This window comes from Pseudonocardia endophytica, from assembly GCF_004339565.1.
In the GTDB taxonomy this organism is placed as follows: Bacteria; Actinomycetota; Actinomycetes; order Mycobacteriales; family Pseudonocardiaceae; genus Pseudonocardia; species Pseudonocardia endophytica.
The window spans coordinates 2,089,114-2,111,206 of record NZ_SMFZ01000001.1 but is presented as its reverse complement, the minus strand read 5'-3'; the positions used below and the strand labels follow the sequence as shown (position 1 = coordinate 2,111,206).

General features: G+C 73.2%; 16 protein-coding genes. 9 read left to right on the top strand and 7 right to left on the bottom strand.

The features are described 5' to 3' along the window. Positions 1 to 56: 56 nt before the first annotated feature. Positions 57 to 1,052 (top strand): glutathione S-transferase family protein, encoded by a 996-nt coding sequence (locus EV378_RS09390; protein WP_132422706.1) that lies wholly within the window; start codon positions 57 to 59, stop codon positions 1,050 to 1,052. Between the two features lie 60 nt (positions 1,053 to 1,112). After that, the gene (locus EV378_RS09385; protein WP_132422703.1) at positions 1,113 to 2,330 is read left to right on the top strand and encodes a glycoside hydrolase family 3 N-terminal domain-containing protein; all 1,218 of its coding nucleotides are present in this window, start codon (positions 1,113 to 1,115) and stop codon (positions 2,328 to 2,330) included. Between the two features lie 28 nt (positions 2,331 to 2,358). Here EV378_RS09385 and phbB read toward each other — a convergent pair whose 3' ends face one another. From phbB to EV378_RS09370, 3 genes are read right to left on the bottom strand one after another with little or no spacing between them, the layout of a single operon-like run. Further along, positions 2,359 to 3,126, bottom strand: a complete 768-nt coding sequence (gene phbB, locus EV378_RS09380) for an acetoacetyl-CoA reductase (RefSeq protein WP_132422700.1) — start codon at positions 3,124 to 3,126, stop codon at positions 2,359 to 2,361. Then, positions 3,123 to 8,747 carry an ATP-binding protein gene (locus tag EV378_RS09375; RefSeq protein WP_132422697.1) on the bottom strand — a complete coding sequence of 1,875 codons (5,625 nt, stop codon included), beginning with the start codon at positions 8,745 to 8,747 and terminating at the stop codon, positions 3,123 to 3,125. Before EV378_RS09375 ends, phbB begins: the two co-directional genes overlap by 4 nt. Positions 8,748 to 8,761: 14 nt before the next feature. Then, the gene (locus tag EV378_RS09370; RefSeq protein WP_132422694.1) at positions 8,762 to 10,732 is read right to left on the bottom strand and encodes a 3-oxoacyl-ACP synthase III family protein; all 1,971 of its coding nucleotides are present in this window, start codon (positions 10,730 to 10,732) and stop codon (positions 8,762 to 8,764) included. A 318-nt stretch (positions 10,733 to 11,050) separates the two neighbouring features. Between EV378_RS09370 and EV378_RS09365 the strand changes: the two genes are divergently transcribed. After that, complete coding sequence (locus EV378_RS09365; protein WP_132422691.1) at positions 11,051 to 11,593, top strand: carboxymuconolactone decarboxylase family protein; 543 nt, start codon at positions 11,051 to 11,053, stop codon at positions 11,591 to 11,593. A gap of 181 nt (positions 11,594 to 11,774) precedes the next feature. Here EV378_RS09365 and EV378_RS09360 read toward each other — a convergent pair whose 3' ends face one another. After that, entirely contained in the window at positions 11,775 to 13,208 is a 1,434-nt protein-coding gene (locus tag EV378_RS09360) for an MFS transporter (protein ID WP_243653366.1), read from the bottom strand. A gap of 120 nt (positions 13,209 to 13,328) precedes the next feature. Here EV378_RS09360 and EV378_RS09355 point away from each other — a divergent pair, with 120 nt between their 5' ends. Next, positions 13,329 to 13,712 carry a glyoxalase superfamily protein gene (locus tag EV378_RS09355; RefSeq protein WP_132422688.1) on the top strand — a complete coding sequence of 128 codons (384 nt, stop codon included), beginning with the start codon at positions 13,329 to 13,331 and terminating at the stop codon, positions 13,710 to 13,712. A gap of 76 nt (positions 13,713 to 13,788) precedes the next feature. Here the strand turns inward: EV378_RS09355 and EV378_RS09350 are convergent, their stop codons facing one another. Continuing rightward, on the bottom strand, positions 13,789 to 14,940 hold the full coding sequence (locus EV378_RS09350) for a citrate/2-methylcitrate synthase (RefSeq protein WP_132422685.1): 1,152 nt from the start codon (positions 14,938 to 14,940) through the stop codon (positions 13,789 to 13,791). 69 nt (positions 14,941 to 15,009) lie between these two features. Between EV378_RS09350 and EV378_RS09345 the strand changes: the two genes are divergently transcribed. After that, positions 15,010 to 16,266, top strand: a complete 1,257-nt coding sequence (locus EV378_RS09345; RefSeq protein WP_132422682.1) for a citrate synthase — start codon at positions 15,010 to 15,012, stop codon at positions 16,264 to 16,266. On the opposite strand, the gene EV378_RS36235 is transcribed toward EV378_RS09345, so the two are convergent. Both EV378_RS36235 and EV378_RS35815 read right to left on the bottom strand, forming a co-directional pair. Further along, a complete protein-coding gene (locus tag EV378_RS36235) occupies positions 16,242 to 16,856 on the bottom strand; it encodes a class F sortase (protein WP_243653365.1) in 615 nt (204 codons plus the stop codon). The two genes, EV378_RS09345 and EV378_RS36235, sit on opposite strands and share 25 nt — an antisense overlap. A gap of 350 nt (positions 16,857 to 17,206) precedes the next feature. After that, complete coding sequence (locus EV378_RS35815; protein WP_243653364.1) at positions 17,207 to 17,743, bottom strand: excalibur calcium-binding domain-containing protein; 537 nt, start codon at positions 17,741 to 17,743, stop codon at positions 17,207 to 17,209. A gap of 198 nt (positions 17,744 to 17,941) precedes the next feature. Here EV378_RS35815 and EV378_RS09330 point away from each other — a divergent pair, with 198 nt between their 5' ends. From EV378_RS09330 to EV378_RS09315, 4 genes are read left to right on the top strand one after another with little or no spacing between them, the layout of a single operon-like run. Next, on the top strand, positions 17,942 to 18,352 hold the full coding sequence (locus EV378_RS09330; RefSeq protein ID WP_132422677.1) for a pyridoxamine 5'-phosphate oxidase family protein: 411 nt from the start codon (positions 17,942 to 17,944) through the stop codon (positions 18,350 to 18,352). Between the two features lie 43 nt (positions 18,353 to 18,395). After that, a complete protein-coding gene (locus tag EV378_RS09325) occupies positions 18,396 to 19,199 on the top strand; it encodes an MBL fold metallo-hydrolase (RefSeq protein ID WP_132427651.1) in 804 nt (267 codons plus the stop codon). Beyond that, positions 19,196 to 19,834, top strand: coding sequence for a DedA family protein (locus EV378_RS09320; RefSeq protein ID WP_341540416.1), 639 nt, complete (start codon positions 19,196 to 19,198; stop codon positions 19,832 to 19,834). Before EV378_RS09325 ends, EV378_RS09320 begins: the two co-directional genes overlap by 4 nt. Continuing rightward, entirely contained in the window at positions 19,831 to 22,035 is a 2,205-nt protein-coding gene (locus tag EV378_RS09315; RefSeq protein WP_132422676.1) for a phage holin family protein, read from the top strand. Before EV378_RS09320 ends, EV378_RS09315 begins: the two co-directional genes overlap by 4 nt. Positions 22,036 to 22,093 lie beyond the last annotated feature (58 nt).

Sequence of the window (22,093 nt, the reverse complement as noted above, 5' to 3'; positions counted from 1 at the left end):
ACCACGTTCACGCGCGTGGCTCGCCGACGCCGCCCGGTGGGCCTACCTTCGGGCCCATGGGTACCGATCAGGCGAGCGGGGAGTTCGTCCGCGAGGCGCTGGGCGTGGCGGAACGGATCACGGCGGACGGCTCGTCGCCGTGGCCGGTGGAGCCGGGCCGCTACCGGCTCGTCGCGGCGCGGGCGTGCCCGTGGGCGAACCGGATCGTGATCGTCCGGCGGCTGCTCGGGCTGGAGGACGCGATCTCGATGGGGATCGCGGGCCCGCTGCACGACGAGCGCAGCTGGCGGTTCCACCTCGACCCCGGCAACGTCGACCCGGTCCTGGGTGTCGAGTGGCTGCGCGAGGCCTACGAGAAGGCCGTCCCCGGCTACGACAAGGGCGTCACGGTGCCCGCGATGGTCGAGGTGGCGTCCGGCAAGGTCGCCACGAACGCCTACGCGGAGCTGGAGTACGACCTCGCGACCCAGTGGACGGCCTACCACCGTGAGGGCGCCCCGGACCTGTGGCCCGCCGAGCACCTCGACGAGATCGGAGCGGTCAGCGAGGGGATCTTCCACGACGTCAACAACGGCGTCTACAAGTGCGGGTTCGCCGGCACCCAGGCCGCCTACGACAAGGCGTTCCACGCCCTGTTCTCCCGGCTCGACGAGCTGTCCGACCGCCTGGCGACCCGGCGCTACCTGGTCGGCGACACGATCACCGAGGCCGACATCCGGCTGTGGGTGACGCTCGCCCGCTTCGACGCCGCCTACCACGGCCACTTCAAGTGCAACCGCCACAAGCTCACCGAGATGCCGGTGCTGTGGGCCTACGCCCGCGACCTGTTCCAGACCCCCGGCTTCGGCGACACGATCGACGTCGAGCAGATCAAGCAGCACTACTACGGCGTGCACACGTCGGTGAACCCGAGCGGGATCGTCCCGCTGGGCCCGGACACCTCGGTCTGGCTCACCCCGCACGGGCGTGAGGAGCTCGGCGGGCGACCGTTCGGGGACGGGACACCACCGCCTCCTCCGCCCGAGGGCGAGCGGGTTCCCGCCATCGGGTGAGCGGAGGTCCGCGCGTCCCGCGGGTCCGGGTGACGGGTCCGTCCGTCACAATGGCCCGCGATGCACGCACGCAGACACGCGGTGATCCGGTCCGAGCGCCGCGGGAACCGGACGATCGGCCTGGCCGTCGCGCTCGTCGTCGGCGGGGCGCTCGCGGCCGGTGGCGTGGTGCTGACCGGCAACAACCCGACGCCCACCGCGTCGAGCACGCAGGCGCCCGCGCCGGCACAGGCCGCCGTCGGCGGCGCCCCCGAGCAGCCCGCCGGCCCGCCGGACTGCACCGGGATGGTCTCCGGCATGGACGACCGGCAGAAGCTCGCGCAGCGCCTGATGGTCGGCGTGGACGCGGCCGACCCGGCCGGTGCCGCGGCGATCGTGCGGGACTCGCAGGTCGGCGGGATCTTCATCGGCGGCAACGACACGGCGCTGCTGCGTGACGACAATCTGGCCGACGTGCAGAAGGCCGCCGACGTGCCGGTCGCCGTCGGCGTCGACGACGAGGGCGGTCGCGTCCAGCGGATCGACGACCTCGTCGGTGACCTCCCGAGCGCCCGCGCGATGGCGAAGAAGACGCCCGAGCAGGTCACCGAGCTGGCCAGGGACCGCGCGCAGAAGCTCCGCGACGTCGGGATCACCTGGAACCTGGCGCCCGACGTGGACGTGTCCGACCAGCCGTCGAACGACGTGATCGGGGACCGCTCGTTCTCCGACGACCCGGCGACCGTCACGAAGTACGCCCTGGCCTGGGCGGAGGGCCAGGAACAGGGCGGCGTCTACGGGATGCTCAAGCACTTCCCCGGACACGGGCGCTCCAGCGGTGACTCGCACAAGGGCGAGGTGAGCGTCCCGTCGCTGGCCGAGCTCGAGAAGACCGACCTCAAGCCCTACGAGTCGCTCGTCGGGCCCGGGAACCCGCTGGACGGGCGGACCGGCGTGATGGTCGGCCACCTGGACGTCCCCGGCCTCACGACGGACGTGCCGAGCTCCCTGGAGCCGGCCACCTACCAGCTGCTGCGCACGAAGTACCGGTTCGACGGCCTGGTCATGACGGACGACCTGGGCGCGATGAAGGCGATCACCGACCGTTTCGGGCTGGCCGCGTCCACGACGAAGGCGCTCTCCGCGGGCGCCGACGTCGCGCTGTTCTCCAACGTCACGCAGGTCTCGCCGCTGCTCGACGCCGCCCAGAAGGCGCTGGACGACGGGACGATCGACCGTGCCGGGAACGACACGGCCGTCGCCCGCGTGCTGGCCGCAAAGGGCCTCTGCCGGCGCTAGCGCCGTCTGTTCGCTCCGCGAGCGTCGCTCACGCGCCCATGTCCAGGCCGCCGTTCACGGCGATCACGGACCCGGTGATGTAGCCGGCCTTGTCGTCCACCAGGAACTGGACCGCGCGGGCGATCTCGTCGGCCTGCCCGAGGCGCTTCATCGGGATCTTCGCGACGATCTTCTCCAGCGCCTTCTCCGGCACGGCGGCGACCATCTCGGTCTCGATGAAGCCCGGCGCCACGCAGTTCACCGTGACGCCCTTGGCCGCGACCTCCTGGGCCAGCGACTTCGAGAAACCGATCAGCCCCGCCTTCGACGACGCGTAGTTCGCCTGCCCGACCGATCCCGTCTGGCCGATCACCGAGCTGATGTTGACGATCCGGCCGAACTCGTTGCCGACCATGTGGTCGATCACGTTCTTGGTCATGTAGAACGCGCCGGACAGGTTGATCCGCAGCACCGCGTGCCAGTCGTCGACGGTCAGCTTGCGGACGGTCTTGTCGACCGTGATGCCGGCGTTGTTGATCAGGTAGTCGACGCGCCCCGTGAGGTCCATGACCTCCTTCACGACCCGCGCGCAGTCGTCGGGCTCACCGACGTTGCCCTGGTGCACGGAGATCGACGCGCCCTCGGCCTCCAGCTTGCCCTTCAGGTCCTCGGCGGCCTGCGAGTTCGAGCTGTAACCGACCGCGACGTGCACACCGGTCTTGGCCAGTGCCGTCGTGATGCCGGCGCCGATGCCGCGGGCGCCCCCGGTGACGATGGCGACCCGCTGCTCGGGGTTCTGGTCCGTGATGGCTGTCATCTCCGTGCTCCGATCTTGTCGAGAGTCCTGTGCATTCCTCGCCGGACGGCGTCGACCAGGTAGGGCCGCAGCTCCGTCGGGGTGACGATCCGGTGGACCGAGCCGACCTGTTGGGCCCGCTCGATCGAGTGCTTGGTGTCGAACTCGTCGGCCACCTGGCCGAGCTTCTCCGACCGGACGTCCGGCCGGACGGCGGCGAGCTCGCCGCGCAGGCGCGACGCCTCCGCCTGGTTCCCGGCGTCGACGGCGTCGGCGATCCGGGCCTCCAGCGCGGTGACCCGCGGGTCCTTGGCCGTGCGGTCGTTCACCTCGCCGGCGAACACGACGGCCGCGGCGGGCGCCCCGCCGAGCACCGACGCGTAGGAGCCGGTGACGGCGGCGATCTCCATGTTGTCGTTGAGCGTTCCGGAGAACACCACGAACGCGCCCCCGTGGTAGCGGCTGACCACGCAGAACACGATCGGCCCGTCGAAGTTGACGATCGCCCGCCCGATCTCCGCGCCGAACTCCAGCTGCAGCCCGCGCAGCGACTCCGGTGACCCGTCGAACCCGGACAGGTTCGCCAGCACCACCAGCGGGCGGTTGCCGCTGGCCGCGTTGATCGCCCTGGCGCACTTGCGCGAGGACAGCGGGAACAGCGTGCCCGCCGTGAACTGCGACGGGCCGTCCACCGGCACCTGGCCGCGGCGCGGAAGGGGGCGGGACTCGATGCCGACCATCGCGATCGGCTGGCCGCCCAGGTGCGCGTCGAGCGCGACGACCGACTGCGCGTCGTACATGTCCGCCCAGCGCTCCGACGTGAGGTGGTCGGCGTCGGCGACGCCCTTCATGACCGACCGGATGTCGAACGGCTTCTTGCGCTCACCGTTCGTCTCCGCCGCGAAGATCTCGCCGAGGTGCGTGAACTCCGTGTTCGGCCCCTCGTGCGGCGCGGAGGTGATGTCGCGGTCGTCCGGGTCGGTGGTCGGCGCCGGGCGCGGGAACCGCTCGCCGGGTGCCGTCCAGGTGTGCGCGTAGTGCTGCAGCAGCACGTTCACCGCGCCGGACAGGTTCGGCGCCCAGTACTGGGCCTGCCCGTTCGGGCCCATGATCCGGTCGTAGCCGCCGATGCCGAAGTTGTCCTCCGCGGACACACCGCCGGAGTAGTCCAGCGACTGCTTGCCGGTCAGCACCATCGCCGAGTCCGGCGTCATCACCAGGATGCCCCTGGTGTGCATGAGCATCGTCGCCTCGGCGTTCCAGTACGGCTGGGCGCCGACGTTGATGCCGGTCACGACGATGTTCATCTCGCCGCCGGCCTGCGTGAACTCGATGATCCCGCGCAGTACCCGGGAGATCCAGTCCATGTTCTCGGTGCCGGAGTCCATGGCGATCTTCGCGCCGGCCGAGACCGCGAACCACTCGATCGGCGCGTCCAGCCTGCGGGCCAGCTCGATGGCGGCCAGCACGCGGCGGCACTCCGGCTCGGCGATCGCGCCGAGCGCCCGCGTCGGGTCCCCGAGCAGCACGACGCGTGTCATGCCCTCCGGGTACCGCTCGGTCGGCACGGTGACGGTGCCGAGCACGAAGTTCGCCGCGTTGCCGCCGGGCGCGCGGTCGACCTTCACCGGCCGGCCCTCCTCGTCGAGGTCGTACTCGACCCAGCGCCCGGAGCCCGCGTCCACCGGAGCGGTGAGCAGCGGGACGATCTCGTACGGGTAGACGGCGCCGCGACGACGGGCCTTGAGCACCTTCTGGTCGTAGGCGTCCAGCTCGCGCATCGGCGCGGTCGGCGGCTCGGTGAGCCGCACGGACAGCCCGGCACCCGGCGGGCGGGACATCCGCAGCACGAGCGTGCGGGTCCCTCCACCCTGGTCGGCGCCGGTGCTCGCTCCGCCCGCGCTGCGCTCGGAAGACCTGAACTCCACGAGCACCTGCTCCAGCCCGAGGCCCGCCGTGCGCGGCGCGAGACGGCGCACGACCGGCTCCAGTTCGGACAGCGGAATGTCGACGGGACGCCAGATGTAGAGCTGGATCCGGTTCCAGGACAGGCGCGCCAGCGTGCGGTCACCGGCCCGCGCGGTGCGCAGGCTGTCCATGCACGCGTCCAGCTCGCGCTCGAGCTGCGGGACCGAGCGGACGGCGCCGTCGTCGTCGCGCAGCACGGTGAGCTCGCGGACGTCGCCCATCGCGATCAGCCGGTCGTCCGCGGCGACGTTCTTGCCGGTCGCGCGGAACAGGTGCGTGTCCGTCGCCGACGGCAGGCGCTCCAGGTCGAAGTTCTCGAAGCGCCAGAGCCGCAGACGGTCCGCGACCAGCGGGTGCATGCCGCGCAGCGTGCGGTCCTCGGCCAGCTCACCGTTCTCGTCGGGCCGGAACGTGAACCAGGTCGGGGATTCGGCGGCCGTGTCGTCGACGACCTCGCGCGGGTTCGGGCGCACGGCGACGGCCACCCGGTGCAGGTGGGCGGGCACCCGCCCGAGGGCGGCCCGGACCCGCTCCGCGCGGGCGTCCTCGTCGCCGCCGTCGTCGCCGTGGGTGGACGTGACGTAGAGGTCGAGGAGCGCGGTGCGGCCCTCCGGCAGCTCGTCGATCTGGCGCCGCAGCTCGGCCGCGGTCGCCACGGCGCCCTGCGGGTCGTTGTTGTCGATCACCGACGCGAGCACGACGCGGTCGTTGCCCAGGTGCGAGTACTGCGAGCGCAGCAGCGGGTGCCCGGCGAACTCGGTGATCTCCAGGTCCTCCAGCGGCCGGACCCGGTAGTAGCGGCGGGTCATGACCTCCAGCAGCACGGCGTCGTGCCGGGCGCCGAACACACCCAGGATCGGTTCCGACGAGCCGATCAGCCTGTCGATCCGTGCCTCGCGCTCCGACGATCCCGGGTCCTCGGCGATCGCGTCCAGCGTGGCGCGCACCTCGGCCAGCGCCTCGCGGCGCTCGGCGGCGACGATCGGCGCGTCGAACCCGCGGTAGCGGACCTGCCGCGCGGCGTCGCCGACGACCGGGTAGCGCAGCTGGGTCGCGACGACGAGGTCGTCCAGCGCGCGCCGGTACTCGTCGCGCGTCGCATCGGTGAGATCGCCGAGCGTGGACGCGTGCCGCAGCCGCCAGTTCAGCAGGTCCAGCACGGCGGGCACCTGCTCCGGCGCGCGGCGGTGGGCCAGGAATATCCAGTACAGAGCGGGGCCCAGCTCGTGCTCCGGCGAGGAGTCGGTGACCCGGTAGTGGGCGAGCGCCCGGTTCAGCTTGGACCGGAACGACTCGGGAAGGCCCTCGGCCTCGGCGTCGCGGCTGCGCAGGTAGGCGTAGAGGTACTCCTGCGGGTTGCGCTCCGTCTCGCCGGTCTCGTCGTCGGTCTCGGAACGGTTGCGCGACAGCTGGCACAGGTCGGCGAAGATCCGCAGCACGGCGATCTCGCCGTCCACGACGGACTGGTCCTCACCGGACAGCTCGTCCCGGGCGGTGGACAGCCTCTTCAGCAGCGGCTTCGCCTGGCGCTCGTCCACATCGAACCCGAGCACCTGCCAGCGCAGCGCGGACAGCGCGTCGACGGCGGTGTCGCGGGCGTCCCGGCCGTCGCCCTCCGGCGCGGTGCCGGCGAACGCGGACAGGTCGGCGCGCTCGTCGCCGCCGGCGACCGCGGCGCCGTCCTCGGCCGACGGCTCCAGCCGGACGAGCTTCGTGCCGCCCTCGACCTGGGTGTTCGCCGGGACGAGCAGCTCGGCGACGGTGCCGTCGAACGGCGCGCGCAGCGACGTCTCCAGCTTCATCGACTCGACGATCGCGACCACGTCGCCCTCGGACACGGTGTCGCCGGGCTGCACCGGGATCGCGACCACCATCGCCGGGGCCGGCGCGCGGACCATGCCGGCCTCCCCGCCGGAGATCCGGTGCACGGCGCCGTCGACCTCGACCAGGAAGTCGGACTCCTGGGCCACGGACAGCACCGTGTAGCTCTCGCCGGCCACGGTCAGCCTGCGCTCGAACCGCCCGGAGCGCTCGACGTCGACGTCGACGGTCGTGCCGTCGAGATCCACGCGGTAGCGCCCGGACCGGGTGCGCGCGACGCGCAGCCGGTAGGACTGACCGGCCGCCGTGACGTCGGTCTGGTGCCAGGTCTCGTAGGTGACCTCCGGGCGCCCGCGCTCGGCGGAGGTGAACAGCCGCTCCTGCTGGCGGGCGACGTGCCCGTCGTGCGACTGGACGGCCGTCGCCAGCAGCGCGACGTCGAGGCGGCGCGGCGGCGTGTAGCCGGCGGCCATCATCGAGTCGAGCCAGGTCGTCTCCAGCTCGCCGGAGCGCAGCTCCGGGCGGTCCAGCAGGTCGAGCAGGAACGCCTTGTTCGTGCTGCCGCCGTCGACGACGGCCGCGGTCTGGCGCAGCGCGCGGGACAGCCGGGCGCGGGCCTCGTCGCGGTCACGGCCCCAGGCGATCACCTTGGCGATCATCGAGTCGAACTGCGGCGGGATGACGTCGCCCGCGGCGACGCCGGTGTCCACCCGGATGCCGGGCCCGCTGGGCAGGGCGAGGTGCTCGATCCGGCCCGGGGCGGGCGCGAACTCGCGCTCCGGGTCCTCGGCGGTCAGCCGGGCCTCGATCGCCCAGCCGGACGGGCGCGGGGCCTCCGCCGCGACGTCCGCGAGCTTCCCGCCCATCGCGACGTGCAGCTGCAGCTTCACGACGTCCACGCCGGTGCACGCCTCGGTGACCGGGTGCTCCACCTGCAGGCGCGTGTTCACCTCGAGGAACGAGAGCATCCGTTCCTTGGGCTCGTAGAGGAACTCGACGGTGCCCGCGTTGACGTAGCCGGCCTCCCGCGCCAGCTGCGCCGCCGACTCGCGCAGCAGCTGCTCCTGCTCGGCGTCCAACGCCGTCGACGCCGACTCCTCGATCACCTTCTGGTTCCGCCGCTGCACCGAGCAGTCGCGCACGCCGAGCGTCCACGCGTCACCGGTGGCGTCCGCGACGACCTGCACCTCGACGTGCCGCCCGCCCGCGACGGCGCGCTCCAGGAACACGGTCGCGTCGCCCGCGGTCCTGCCGGCCTCGGACGCGGCCCGCTCGAACGCATCGTCGAGCTGGTCGGGGGTCGCGACGTAGCGGATGCCGCGCCCGCCGCCGCCCGCGGTCGCCTTCACCATCAGCGGGAAGCCGATCGACTGCGCGGCCTTCCGCGCGGCCTCGACGTCCGCGACCGGCCCGCCGGACCACGGCGCCATCGGCACGCCGACGGACTCGGCCAGCTGCTTGGAAGCGATCTTGTCCCCGAGCTTGCGCATCACCTCGGGCGAGGGGCCGACGAACGTGATGCCGAGGTCACGGCACAGCTCGGCGAAGTCCGCCTTCTCCGAGACGAAGCCCCACCCGGGCCAGACGGCCTCGGCGCGGCAGGACTTCAGGGCGCGCGCCAGCTCGTCGTAGTCGAGGTAGGGGCTCGCCCCCATGTGGTCCGGGTCGTCGGGTCCGATCAGGACGGCCTCGTCGGCCTCCCGGACGTACATCGAGCGACGGTCCACGGCGGTGTGGACCGCGATCGTCCGAAGGGGACGCTCGGGGTACTCCGCGTTCCACTCCCGGACGGCGTTGATCAGCCGCATGGCGGGTTCGCCGCGGTTGACGATGGCGATGCGCGAGAACGACATGGTTCCTATCCTGCTCACTCGCCGAAGGCGATGCGAACGTCGTCGGTGCTGGCCCCGGGGGCGGCCGCGGAGGACGGCTCGACGGGTGCGGGGGGCTCGGGCACGTAGCGGTCGAGGAACACCTCGGGGGCCAGAACGGCCGGGTCGAGGCGCAGGACCGCGTAGCCGCCGACCGCGCCTGCCCCGAATCCGGGGGCGAACACGCGGGCGGGCCGCGTCACGGCCCCGTCGGCCACCGCATCGAACATCGCGATCGGGATCGATGCGGCCGACACGTTGCCCATCGTCTCGATGTTGAAGTAGAGCTGATCGTCGGACAACCCCGCGTCGGCCGCGAGCTGCAGGATCATGGTCTTGTTCGCCTGGTGCGGGACGATCAGGTCGATCGACTCCAGCAGCGTGCGGCTCCCGTCCGCGCTCGGCTGCTCGCGCAGCTCACCGAGCATCTGGTCCAGGTAGCGGGCCACCAGCGCCTTGACCTCGGGCCCGTAGACGGTGATGTCGTTGTCGAACTCCGGGTTCGGCCAGATGATGGAGTTGACCTGCGAGCGGGGACCGGACGCGTACGTCTGGAGCACCTCGACGTCGCCCGCCTCCCCGTCCGGCGCCGGCCCGACGACGAGCGCGGCCGCGCCGTCGCCGAAGATCATCCGCGACGTCCGGACGTTGCCGATCTTGTCCGAGAACTTCTCGACGCAGACCAGCAGCACCGGCCGCTCCACCTCCTGCAGCTGGCGCACCGCCTCGGACAGCCCGTACGGCAGGCCGGCGCACGCCGCGACGATGTCCGCCGAGCAGTGCGTCTGCAGGATGCCGAGCTGGCCGGACAGCCACGTGGACAGCGACGGGATCAGCCGCTCGCTGGTGCAGGTGGCCACGAGGACGGCGCCGATCTCGTCCGGACCGCGGCCGGACTTCTCGAGCGCCCCGACGGCCGCGGCGTAGGCCATGTCCTCGATGTCGTACTCGGTGTAGCGGCGCTGGTCGATGCCGGTCTTCTTGGAGATCGACGCGGCGCTCATCGGCGACCAGGAGAACGCCGAGTTCCGCACCACGTCTTCGTTGGAGCACACGTGCTCGCCACGGGTGATCGCGATGGCCTCGATCCTCGGCTGCACCCGGAACGCCTCCGGCACCCGCACCGGCGGCAGCGGACGCACCGGCTCGACCGGCTCCGCGGGCGTCGCGACCCGGCGCCGGCGGGCCGGGCGGCCGCCGGAGACCCGGTCCAGGAACGCGGAGACGTCGCGGTTGCGGGGATGGAACGCGACGACGTGGTCGTCGTCGCCGATCGCGTCCACGGTGCGCAGCTCGGTGGCCGCGCGGTCCCACGGGTACTGGTTGTGCAGCACCATCGCCCAGCGGGTCAGCGCCTCGAGCTCCGGCACGTCGGAGTTCACGTCCCAGATCTCGTTCTGCGCGAACACCGGGAAGTCCGGGTCGTGACCGGGGACGACGAACGTCATCGCACCGGGTGTCTCCAGGAACTGCGCGACGGTCGGCTTCACGGCGGGCAGCTCGGTCGCGTGGTGGCGGCGGTGCCCGAACACGTCGAAGAGCAGGTCGAAGACGTGCTGCTCGTCGGACTCGTCCCAGGTCGGGGCCAGCCGGTCGAACGCCTCGCGGACGGCCTTGACCTTCTTGTCTCCGTCCTCCCACGGCGTGAGCACCGGGAGGTAGACGTCCGGGCGGTTCTTCGGGAGGTCGCGCCAGCGGGTGGGGCGCTTCTCGAACATCGTCATCGAGAAGCGGTTCACCCAGAACAGGTTCTGGGCGATGTCGCGCAGCAGCTCGAAGCGACCGGAGTAGGCCTCGGAGGTGACCCGGTCCAGGATGTCGGTCCCGGTCGGCGCCTTCGCCTCGAAATCGCGTTCGACGATCGCCGTGAATTGTTCCAGATTCTCGATGACGGAGAAATCGAGTTCGGCGATAAAGTTCGCGGGAAAGACGAGACGATCGTGGCTGTTGACCACGAATGGCTTCATCAAGGACCTCCTGGCGTGGCGTCGGCCGTGCATGAACCGCCTGGCTGAGCGCATGGGCGGCCGGGCGATCTGTAACTGCGGTGCCGACTACGGTATCGGCTCACAGCCGTCGATCGATATGTGACGCCGGTCCCGAGTGTGCACGCCGGGCCATTTTCCGGCAACCGGTCCGGCGATTGACGGGAATGTTACCGGCTGGTTCTACTCGCGCGTTTCAATTCACGCACTCGCGTCCGTGCACGTCAGACGGCTGCGGCTGTCCTGTGTGGACGTCTCGCCCAGGTGCGGCGAGCCGGGCGCGGGCCTACCGTGGCGATCATGGCTCGTGTGACGTACGTCGATCCGCAGAACGCTCCCGAGGAGACGGCCCGTGCGCTGCAGCGTCTCCCCACCGCAAACGTGTTCGGCCTCGTGGCGCAGGCGCGCACGGCGTTCGTGCCGTGGCTGCGCCTCGGCGGGGCCCTGCTGAACGACCTGTCCCTGCCGGCGTCGCTGCGCGAGCTCGCCATCCTCCAGGTCGGCCGGCTCGCACAGCGCTACGAATGGGACCAGCACGTCCCGATCGCCGTCGCCGCCGGAATCACCGAGACGCAGATCGCGGCGCTCGAGGGCGGGGACGACACGACGCCGTTCGACGACGTGCAGCGCGCCGTCCTGTCCTTCGTCGCGGACATGGTGCGTGACGGCGACGTGTCCGACGCCGACTACGCGGCGCTGTCCGGCCTGCTCGACGAGCAGCAGATCGTCGAGGTCGCGCTCGTGGCGGCGCACTACCTCGGACTGGCCCGCCTCATGACGGCCCTGCGCATCGACCCGGACGAGCCCATGGGTCCGGGAGCCCTCCGCGCGACCACCACCTGACCGCCCGACGCACGCCCACCCGTCGTCGCACAGGACCGGGCGCCCTCGCACGCGCCCGGACATGTGCGAGGGCGCCACACCGTGTGCGAGCCCGCGCCCGGGTGGGCCGGGAGCGTCACCGGACGGGAGCAGCTGACGCCTGGCGCGGCTTGGCCGGGGACCGGGCGGGGGCCTGCCGATGTCAGCGGGCGGCGGCCAGGTCCGGGGCGACGGGCTCGCCGATCGGGTCGGGAGCCGGGGTGAGGATCGCGATCACCATGGCGACCAGGCCCGCGGCGCCGGCCACGAGGAACGTCGTCGAATAGGCGAACCCGCTGGGCAGGATCCGGCCGTCCAGCGCGACCACGCTGGCCGTCGTGACGGCGGCGGCGACGGCCGTGCACGAGCTGGTGCCGAGCTGGCGGGCCAGCGTGTTCAGGCTGTTCGCGGCCGCCGTCTCGCTCTCCGGCACCGCCCGCATGATTAGCAGCGGGACCGCGGAGTACGCCAGCGCGGCCCCCACCGCGGCGAGCGTCGCGACGGCGATCAGCAGTCCGAGGTTCGACGGCAGCACGGCGAACCCGAGGTTGCCCGCACCCAGCAGGGCGGTGCCGAGCACGAGCGTCGTGCGCGGGCCGAAGCGGCTGGACAGGCGTGCCGACGCCGTCGAGAAAACGACCATCGAGCCGCCCATCGGCAGCAGCGCGACACCGGCCGCGATCAGCGAGAGTCCGAAGCCGTAGCCGGTCGCCTCCGGTGCCTGGAGGATCTGCGTCGCGAGCACGAACCCGGCGAACATCGCGAAGCCGATCATGATCGACGCGATGTTCGTCCACAGAACCGCCGGCCTTGCGGAAACGCGCAGGTCCACGAGCGGTGCCCGGACGCGCAGCAGGTGACGGGTGCTCAGCGCGAGCAGCACGACCGCTGCGACGAACAGGCCGAGCGTGACCGGCGACGTCCAGCCCCACTCGTTGCCCTTGGAGACGGCGAGCAGCACGCAGACGAGCGTGGTCCCGACGCCGACGGCACCGACCGCGTCGAACCTCCCGGAACGGTGTTGTGCGGTCTCCGGCACCATCCGCCGCACCAGCAGCACCTGGACGACGCCGACTACGGCGGCGCCCGCGAACAGCCAGCGCCAGCTGGCGAACTGGGCGACGAACCCGGTGATCGGCAGCCCGATCGCGCCGCCGAACCCGAGCGACGAGCTCATCAGGGCGACGCCGCTGCCGACCCGGTCCGGGGGCAGCACGTCGCGCATCAGGCTCATGCCGAGCGCGATGACGCCGAACGCCGTGCCCTGCAGGACCCGCGCGACGAGCAGGACGGCGATGTTCGGCGCGACGGCACCGAGCAGCGAGCCCGCCGCGACGAGACCGAGCGCGACGAGCAGCATCCGCCGCTTGCCGTACATGTCGCCGAGCCGTCCGAGCACGGGAGCGGACACCGCGCCTGCGACCAGGTTCGACGCCACCAGCCACGACGCCGTCGACGGGCTGACCGACATCAGCCGCGGGAACTGCGGGAGAAGCGGGACGACCATGGTCTGGACGAGCGAGACCAGGAGACCGCAGGAGGCCAGGACGACGACGATGGCGACGGTCGGCCTGGACCGGTTCGTCGCGTCGGGCACACGACCTCCGTCCGGGGAACAGGTACCCGATCAGGTGACCACAAGCGGAGCCTCCTCCGCAAGAAGGATGTTCGCTTTGCTACCGAAGTCACGCTTGTCCGGCGACTATCCTGCGGCGCCGTGGAGATCCTCTCGAGCCGGGCCATCCTGCGACCCGCCGATCCCGATGCCGCGCTGGCGTTCTACCGCGACGTCGTCGGGCTCGCGATCTACCGCGAGTTCCCGGGCGGCACGGTGTTCTTCCTGGGCAACGGGCTGCTGGAGGTATCGGTGCACACGCACGAGGGCGTCACCGGGAGCGGTCTGCAGCTGTGGCTCCAGGTGCGGGACCTGGAGGCTTCCCACCGGGAGCTCGCCGCCGCCGGGGTCACGGTCCTGCGCGAGCCGCGCCGCGAGCCGTGGGGGCTCGACGAGATGTGGGTCGCCGACCCGGACGGCACGCGGATCGTCTTCGTCGAGATCCCGCCGGAGCACCCGATCCGGCGCGACGTCCGCGGGGACTGACGACCGGGACGAGGCCTCCGCTCGCACGGCCCGGTCGGGCGGACGCTCCGCTCGCACGGCCGGGCCGGCGCTCCGTTCAGGCAGCCGGGACCGGAGCCGGCGGAGGCGGGCCGACGTAGCGGGCGGACGGCCGGATGAGGCGCCGCTCGCCGGCCTGCTCCAGGACGTGCGCGCACCACCCGACCACGCGGCTCACCGTGAACGTCGGCGTGAACATCGACCGCGGGATCCCGCACTGCTCCATCACGACACCGGCGTAGAACTCGACGTTGGCGTACAGCAGGTGGTCCGGCTTCAGCTGGGCCAGCGTGGACCCGACCCGGCGCTCGACGTCGACCGCGCGGGCCGTCAGCGGGCCGCCGAGCCGTTCGGCGACCTCGCGAAGCAGCGCCGTGCGCGGGTCGTGCGTGGTGTAGACGGCGTGCCCGAATCCCATGATCCGCTCGCCACCCGCGATCCTCGCCCTGACCCAGTCCTCCGGCGCGCCGTCGCCGATCTCGTCGAGGGCATCCAGGGCGCGGTCCGGCGCGCCGCCGTGCAGCGGCCCGGAGAACGCGCCGATCGCGGCGGCCACGGCGGAGACGACGTCGGCGCCGGTGGAGGCGACGACGCGTGCGGTGAACGTGGACGCGTTGAAACCGTGGTCGATCGTCGCGATCAGGTACTGCTCGACGGCGCGAGCCTGCTCCGGAGCCGGCTCCTCGCCGGTCAGCAGGTACAACCAGTGCGCCGCATCAGGAAGGTCCCGCCGCGGCTCGACGATCCGCTCTCCGTGGCGCAGGCGGAACAGCGCGGCCAGGATCGTCGGCGTCACGGCGCAGACGGCGAGGGCATCGGCGCGACGACGTTGCGGACCGGCGTCCCACGTCGTCGGCAACCCGCGGGCGGCCGTGTAGAGCGACAGTGCCGTGCGCAGGCCGGCGAGCGGGTCGAACCGGTCGCCCGCGGCCGCGATCGACGGGAGTGCGGCCCGCACCGCGTCCGGCAGCGTCCGCTGGTCCGCGACCTCGACGGCGAACGCGGCCGCCTCGTCGCGCTCCGGGAGACGGCCGTGCACGAACAGGAACCAGACGTCGGTGAACGAGCGCGTCCGCGCGAGCTCGACGGCCGGGTACTGGCGGTAGTGGTAGAAGCCCTCGTCGCCGCGCACGTCACCGATCGCGGTGGACGTGACGACGACGCCACGCAGCCCCGACGGGGTGGAGGGCCGCTCCTCGATGCTGGTCATGGCCGCGACTGTCCGCCGGCGTTTCAATATCGTCAATATTGATTCGATCAATGTTGATAGCCTCAACCCGTGCAGTACCTGACGGCGGCCGAGACGGCCGAGCGGCTCGGCGTGAAGCGGGAGACCGTGTACGCCTATGTCAGCCGCGGGCTGCTGACGAGCGTGCGCAGTGCCGAGCGGCGGGGGAGCCGGTTCGCCGAGGACGAGGTCGAGCGGCTCGCGGCGCGCGGGCGCGAGTCGGACCCGCCGTCCGGCGCCGTCGAGCGGATCCGGACGGCGATCTCCCTGCTCTCCGACGACGGGTTGTGCTATCGCGGGGTCCGCGCGGCATCGCTGCCGTCGCTGGAGGAGACAGCGGGGTTGCTGTGGGAGACCGACCCGCCGGATCTGCTCCCGGACCCGGGACGCGAGCGGATCGCCCGTGCCGCGATCGCCGCTCTCCCACCCGGCACACGGCTGACCGACCGGATCCGGCTGGCCGTCGCCGCGCAGGCCGCCGTCGATCCGCTGCGCGCCGACGTTTCCGAGCCCGCCGTGGTCCGGACGGCGGCGAGCCTGCTCGGGACGACGGTTGCTGCACTCGCCCCGACCGGCTCTGCCGCGCCCCCCGCCGTGCCGCACCCCTCCCCGGCGCGCCGCACCGGTCGCAGCGGGTGCGACACGCCGACACGGGGTGCGACGGCGAGTGGTGAGGGCATCGCGGGCATCCTGTGGCCGGCGCTGCTCCGGGACCCGGGACGGGCGGGTGACCCACCGCCGGCGTTCGGTGCGGCGCTCGTTCTGCTCGCCGACCACGGCCTGGCCGCGTCCACCGTCGCCGCCCGCGTGGCGGCCAGCACGCGGGCCGACGTGTACGCCGTCGTCTCGGCCGGGCTGGGCGCCCTCGACGGCCGGGACCACGGCCTGGTCAGCGGCCTCGCCCATCGTCTCCTCGGCGACGCCCGTGCCGATCCGGTCGGGGTGCTCGCGGAACGTCTGCGCGCGGGTGAGCGGGTGCCGGGCTTCGGGCACGCCGTCTACACCAGACCGGACCCGAGGGCAGCGAGACTGTTCGCGCTCCTGCGCGACGACCCGCCCGCCGCCGACGTCCTGTCCACCGTGGACGCTCTCGTGGACGGGATGGCCCGTGGCGGCGCGTCTTGGCCGAACGTCGACCTCGCGCTCGCCGCCCTGATGCACGCCTTCGACCTGCGCTCCGACGCCGGCGAGGCGATCTTCGCGGTGGCCCGCACGGTCGGGTGGGTGGCGCACGCGCTGGAGGAGTACCGCGAGCCAGGCCTGCGGTTCCGTCCGGTCGGTGTCTACGTCGGACCGCGGCCCGGCTGAACGAGCGCCGCGTAGGCGACGACGTTGTCCTCGTAGCTGCGCGCCCCGCGGTCGAACGACCCCCCGCACGTCACCAGCCGCAGACCGGCCCACGGCACGTTCCCGTAGACCTCGTCGGTGGGGAACGCGTCCTTCGGGTACCGGCGCACGGCCTGCACCTCGAACGTCGCGACCGAGCCGTCGGCGCGGTCCACCTCCACCAGGTCACCCGCGGCGAGCTCGCGCAGCCGGAAGAACGGGCCGGGCTCGTGGTTCCAGTCCACGTGCGCGGCCAGCACCGACGGTCCGCGACGTCCGGGTGCCGGGCTCCCGGTGTACCAGCCGGTCACGTCTCCGCGACGCGGGACGTCGAGCGCGCCGGCCCGGTCCAGGCCCAGCGGCACGACCGGGCCGTCCAGCCCGAGCGCCGCCACCCGCACCCGCGTCGGCGCCGACGCGCCGGGTTCGGGTGCGGCCGCCGGCCGGACCGTGGTCGTGGGAAGCGGCGCCACCGTCCCGCCCAGTGCGGGCGGGACGAACGCCGCGACCGTGAGCAGCGTCAGGACGAGCAGGACGGCCGCGACACCCGGCCCCACCCGATGGACGCGCACCGCCGGACGGCGTCCCGCCGCCGCGGTCCCGGACGTGCCGTCCCCGGCCGTCCGCCTCGCCGGGGAGCGAGGGGGCGTCGCCGCGCAGGACACCGGCCGGACGGACGCGCCGACGTGTGGCGCCGCGGCGACCGCCGACCGCGAAGGTCCGTCGCCGTGAGATGTGCCTGATCGCGGGTCCGGTGCGGATCCGGCCGTGGACGGCCGGATCCGCACCCGTTCGGTGATCAGTGGCGCCGACGGCGGGCCGGCGAGGGGCGTCCCGACCGCCTCCGGCCGCGGAACCGCGTCCGAGGCCGGCAGCACCTGCGCGGTCGTCGCCGGGCCGCCGGTGTCGGGTCCGGTGATCGTCATCCCCGGTCGCGGGCCGGGCGGCGGGTGCGCCAGACCGTCACGGCCGCGCCGGACGCGGTGACGGCGCCGAATCCGGCGAGCACGAACGCGGCCGCGGCACCGTCGCCCGGCCGACCGTCGGCGCTGCCGTCGCCCGCGTCCACGCTGCCGGACGGCACGGTCGTCACCTGGTTGACCGGCTCGTTCGATCCGCCGGACGAGCCGGAGCCGGACGACGCCGACCCGGACGAGGCCGACCCGGACGCGCTGGACGACACGGATCCGGACGAGGACGAGCCCGACGACGCGGACCCCGACGAGCCGGGCGACGAGGTGGCCGGGGCGCCGGAGCTGCCGCCCGATCCGTAGTCGAAGTCCTCGCAGGCGATTCCGTTCTTGTTCCGGTCGAGCCCGTCCGGGTCTCCCGGGAGAAGAGCCGCCTGCGCCGCCGCCTGGCTCGAGAAGTCCTTGCAATCCTTGTCCGCAGCCGGCGCCGCGGACGCGATCCCGGCCAGCGGAAGCGCGGCGATCGTGGCGGCGGCGAGGACGGTCATGGTGCGGAGAGTGGTCGTGCGGAGGGACATGATGTGCTCCCGTCGTGTGACGTATGAGGTTCGAGTGACGTCTGTGATGACGGAATGGTGGCGACACCCCGTCATGATCGACAGGTAAGTCGCCCGAACGAGGATCGCCCGGCCGGGACGCACCACCCGGGTGCGCGGGACGGACGACCGGGAGACGAGGATCGGGACATGACGGCACGAACGTTGTCCGACGGCGTCTCCGACGAGTGGCGTGCGTTCTGGACCGAACGGCACGTCTGCCTGCTGACCACGTTGCGCCGCAACGGCACCCCGCACGTCGTCGCGGTCAACGCGACGCTCGACGTCGAGGAGGGGATCGCGCGGGTGATGTGCAGCGCCGGGTCGCAGAAGGAGCGCAACGTGGCGGCGTGGGCGGATCGGGGCGGGGCGCGGGTCGCGCTCACCCAGATCGAGCCGGGGCGGTGGTCGACGCTCGAGGGGCTGGCCGTCGTCCGGCCGGAGGCGGACGTCGTCCGCGACGCGGAGGAGCGCTACACGGTCCGTTACCAGGTGCCGCGGGTGAACCCGAAGCGCGTGGTGCTGGAGATCGCCGTGGACCGGGTCCTCGGACTGCCCTGACCGGCGAGCCGGCTGCGATACTGAGGGTGTGGACCTGCCCCGGATGCGCTTCCTCGGCCACAGCACGCTGTGGATCAGGATGGGCGGGCGGGTCGTGCTCACCGACCCGGTTCTCACCGCGCGGGTCGGGCCGCTGCGCCGCGTCGTCCCGGCCGTGTCCCCCGAGGACGTCGCCGACATCTCGCTCGTGCTGATCTCGCACCTGCACGCCGACCACCTGCACATCGGCTCCCTGCGACGGCTGCCCCGAGACGCCCGCGTCGTCGTCCCGCGTGGAGCGGGGGAGTGGTTGCGGCGCAAGGGCGTCCCGCGTGTCGAGGAGATCGGCGTCGGCGAGGTGCTCACCGACGGCGGGCTGCGCGTCACGGGCGTCCCCGCCGACCACTCCGGGCACCGCTGGGGTCCGCGTCTCACGCACGGTCCGGACGCGCGGGCGATGGGCCACCTGCTCGAGGCGGACGGCGTCCGCGTCTACGTCTCCGGCGACACCGGCCTGTTCGACGGTCTCGACGACATCGCCGCCCAGGGCCCGATCGACCTCGCCGCGCTCCCGGTGTGGGGCTGGGGACCGAACCTGGGGCCGGGGCACCTGGACCCGGCCGGTGCCGCCGAGGCGGTCCGGCGGCTGCGCCCGGCCGTGGCCGTGCCGGTGCACTGGGGGACGCTGGCCGTGACCGGTCTGTGCGAGCTGCCGGGGGGACCGGGCGCGAGGATGCGGCGCCTGCTCGTCGAACCCCCGCACGCCTTCGCCGACGAGGTCGCGGCGGCCGGGCACCCGACGCGCGTCGTGGTCGTGCCGCCCGGTGGCGCCGTGGAGCCGCTGCACGGCCATCGGAGCGATCGGTGAATTCGATCGTCCAGTGGGTCGACGCCGAGCTGACCCCGGCCGCGGGACGGGCCGGCTACCTCGTCGTCGCTGTCGGCGTGCTGGTCGGGTCGATCGTGCCGGTGGTGCCGACCGGGGCCGTCGTCGGCGCGGCCTCCGCGGTCGCCCTGACGTCGACGGCGCTGTCGCTGCCGCTCGTGCTGGTGATCGCCGTCGCGGCCGCGCTGACCGGTGACCTGGTCACGTTCGCGCTGGCGCGCAAGGGGAGCGACGCCGTGCTGGGCTGGCTCACCCGCGGGCAGACCCCGGAGCGGCTGGGCCGGATGCGGGAGCTGTTCTCCCGCCGCGGCTGGCTGGTCGTCATGGTCGGCCGGGTCGTGCCCGCCGGGCGGATCCCGGTGCTCGTCTCGGCCGCCGCGATGGGGCTGCCGTGGCGGCGCCTGGTCCCCGCGACGGCCGTCGGCGCCGTGCTGTGGGCGCTGCTCTACTGCGTGCTCGGCGTCGTGTCCGGCAACGTGTTCGACTCCCCGCTGGTCGCCGCCGCGATGGCCACCGTGCTCGTGCTGGTCGTCGGCGGCGTCTCGGCGCTGATCGGGCGGTGGCGCGCGCGTCGCACCCCGTCCGCGGCACCGGCCGTCGGGGCGCCGCATCCGTGACGGACGCGCCCGGCCCGGGCCGGCTCGTCCGTGGCGGCCGGTCGTTCGCCCGGTTCCTGCTCGTCTGGCTCGCCGCGACGGCGGCCCTGGTCCTGCTCGACGACGCGCTGGCCGGGTTCGCGCTCGCGTCCTGGTGGCAGGCGCCGGCGTGCGCGCTGCTTCTCGGCCTGCTGGCCGCCGTCGTCTGGCCGCTGCTGATGCGCGTGGCGTTGCCGATCGCCGTGTACACGTTCGGGGTCGGCGCTCTCGTGCTCCTGGTCGCGGCCGTCGCGGCGCTGTTCCCGATCGTGCCGGGCGTCCGGCTGGACGGCGTGCTCGCCGCGGCCGCCGTCGTGCTCGGGACGGCGGTGACGGTCGTCGCGGTGAGCGCCCTGCTGGCGATCGACGAGGACGAGATCTTCTTCCGGCGTGCGGGCCTGCGCGCCCGCCGCCGGGTCGCCGACCACGGGTCTGCCGTCCCCGGCGTCCTGTTCCTGCAGGTCGACGGCCTGGGGCTGCCGATCCTGCGCCGTGCGGTGCGCGACGGGACGATGCCAACGCTGGCCCGATGGCTCACCGACGGCACGCACGCGCTGGCCGGGTGGCACACCGACTGGAGCGCCCAGACCGGGGCCAGCCAGGCCGGCATCCTGCACGGGCGCAACGACGACGTCGTCGGCTTCCGCTGGTACGAGAAGTCCGCCGAGGGACGCGGCCGGGTGATGACCTGCTCCTCGCCCGGCGACGCGGCCGAGATCGAGCGCCGGGTCTCCGACGGCACCGGCCTGCTGCACGACGACGGCGCCGGGCGCGGCAACCTGTTCACCGGCGACGCGGCGCACATCAGCCTGACGGTCAGTGCCGTCCCGCTGCTGACCCGGGGACGCGGCGGCCGGGTGCGGTCGGACCGGATCGGGGCCGGCTACTACGCCTACTTCGCGAACCCGGTGAACGGCGTGCGCACGCTCGTCGCCGCCGTCGTCGACGTGCTGCGCGAGCTCGTCGACGCCGCCCGGCAGCGGCGCGCGGACGTACGGCCGCGGATCCGCCGCGGCGGCTGGTACCCGCTCGTGCGGCCGGGTACGACCGTGATCGCCCGCGACGTCGTCGTCTCGGCGTTGATCGAGGACGTGCTGGCGGGGCGGCCGGTCGCCTACGCGGACTTCGTCGGCTACGACGAGGTCGCCCACCACTCCGGCATCGAGCGGGCCGACGCGCTGTCGGTACTGCGCGCGATCGACCAGCAGATCGGGCGGCTGCACCGGGCCGTCGCGCTCGCCCCGCGCCCGTACGAGCTGGTCGTGCTGTCCGACCACGGGCAGACCCAGGGCGAGGCGTTCGCCGACCGCTTCGGCGAGCCGATCGGGAAGCTCGTCGCCCGGCTGTGCGAGTACGAGCCGGAACCGGACCCGGCGGACACCGACCCGCGGCCGTCGCGGGGTCCGAGCCGTGCGGAGGGCTGGCAGTTCGGCGCCGCGATGGCCGAGGCGGGCGACCTGTCCGGCCCGGTCGCAGGCATGCTGCGGGCCCGGCGCCGGATCCGGCAGCGGACGTCGCCGGAGCCGGCGGCGCCGGGCCGGGTGGCACCCGAGGTGGTGGTCCTCTGCTCCGGGCACACGGCGCTGGTGTCGTTCACCGACCACCCGGGCCGCGTGTCCCTGGAGACGCTCGAACGCGAGCATCCCGGTCTGCTGCCCGGGCTCGTCGACCATCCCGGCGTCGGCTTCCTGCTCGTGCGCAGCGACGAGTTCGGGCCGCTCGTGCTGGGGCGTGACGGCGCGCACCGGCTCGCCGACGGCACGCTGACCGGCGACGACCCGCTCCTGGAGTACGGGCCGCACGCGTCCGGGCTGGTCGCGCGGGTGGACTCCTTCGAGCACTGCGCCGACCTGATGATCAACAGCCGGTACGACCCGGTGCTCGACGACGCGTCCGCGTTCGAGCCGCACGTCGGTTCGCACGGTGGGCTGGGCGGCCCGCAGAACGAGGCGTTCGTGCTGTACCCGGCCGGCTGGAGCGACCCCGGCGAGGTGGTCGGGGCCGAGGCGCTGCACCGGGTGCTGCGGGGATGGCTCACCGACCTCGGTCACCCCGACCCCGGCGTACGGTCAGGTCCAGGCGAACACACCCGCCACCATGGTCAGGACCAGCGAGGCCACGCACACGACGGCCATGGCGCCCGCCGCGACGTCGAGCCTGCGGATCACGACCCGGGTCGGTAGCGATCCGGAGACGGTCACCCGTTCCGCCAGGCCGGTGCGCACCGCCAGCACGGCGACG

Coding starts and splice junctions, on each gene's coding strand:
- EV378_RS09330 (WP_132422677.1), top strand. CDS start 17,942: ATGACGGCACGAACGTTGTCCGACGGCGTCTCCGACGAGTGGCGTGCG.
- EV378_RS09350 (WP_132422685.1), bottom strand. CDS start 14,940: ATGACCAGCATCGAGGAGCGGCCCTCCACCCCGTCGGGGCTGCGTGGC.
- EV378_RS09390 (WP_132422706.1), top strand. CDS start 57: ATGGGTACCGATCAGGCGAGCGGGGAGTTCGTCCGCGAGGCGCTGGGC.
- EV378_RS09370 (WP_132422694.1), bottom strand. CDS start 10,732: ATGAAGCCATTCGTGGTCAACAGCCACGATCGTCTCGTCTTTCCCGCG.
- EV378_RS09325 (WP_132427651.1), top strand. CDS start 18,396: ATGCGCTTCCTCGGCCACAGCACGCTGTGGATCAGGATGGGCGGGCGG.
- EV378_RS09365 (WP_132422691.1), top strand. CDS start 11,051: ATGGCTCGTGTGACGTACGTCGATCCGCAGAACGCTCCCGAGGAGACG.
- EV378_RS35815 (WP_243653364.1), bottom strand. CDS start 17,743: ATGACCGTCCTCGCCGCCGCCACGATCGCCGCGCTTCCGCTGGCCGGG.
- EV378_RS09375 (WP_132422697.1), bottom strand. CDS start 8,747: ATGTCGTTCTCGCGCATCGCCATCGTCAACCGCGGCGAACCCGCCATG.
- EV378_RS09385 (WP_132422703.1), top strand. CDS start 1,113: ATGCACGCACGCAGACACGCGGTGATCCGGTCCGAGCGCCGCGGGAAC.
- phbB (WP_132422700.1), bottom strand. CDS start 3,126: ATGACAGCCATCACGGACCAGAACCCCGAGCAGCGGGTCGCCATCGTC.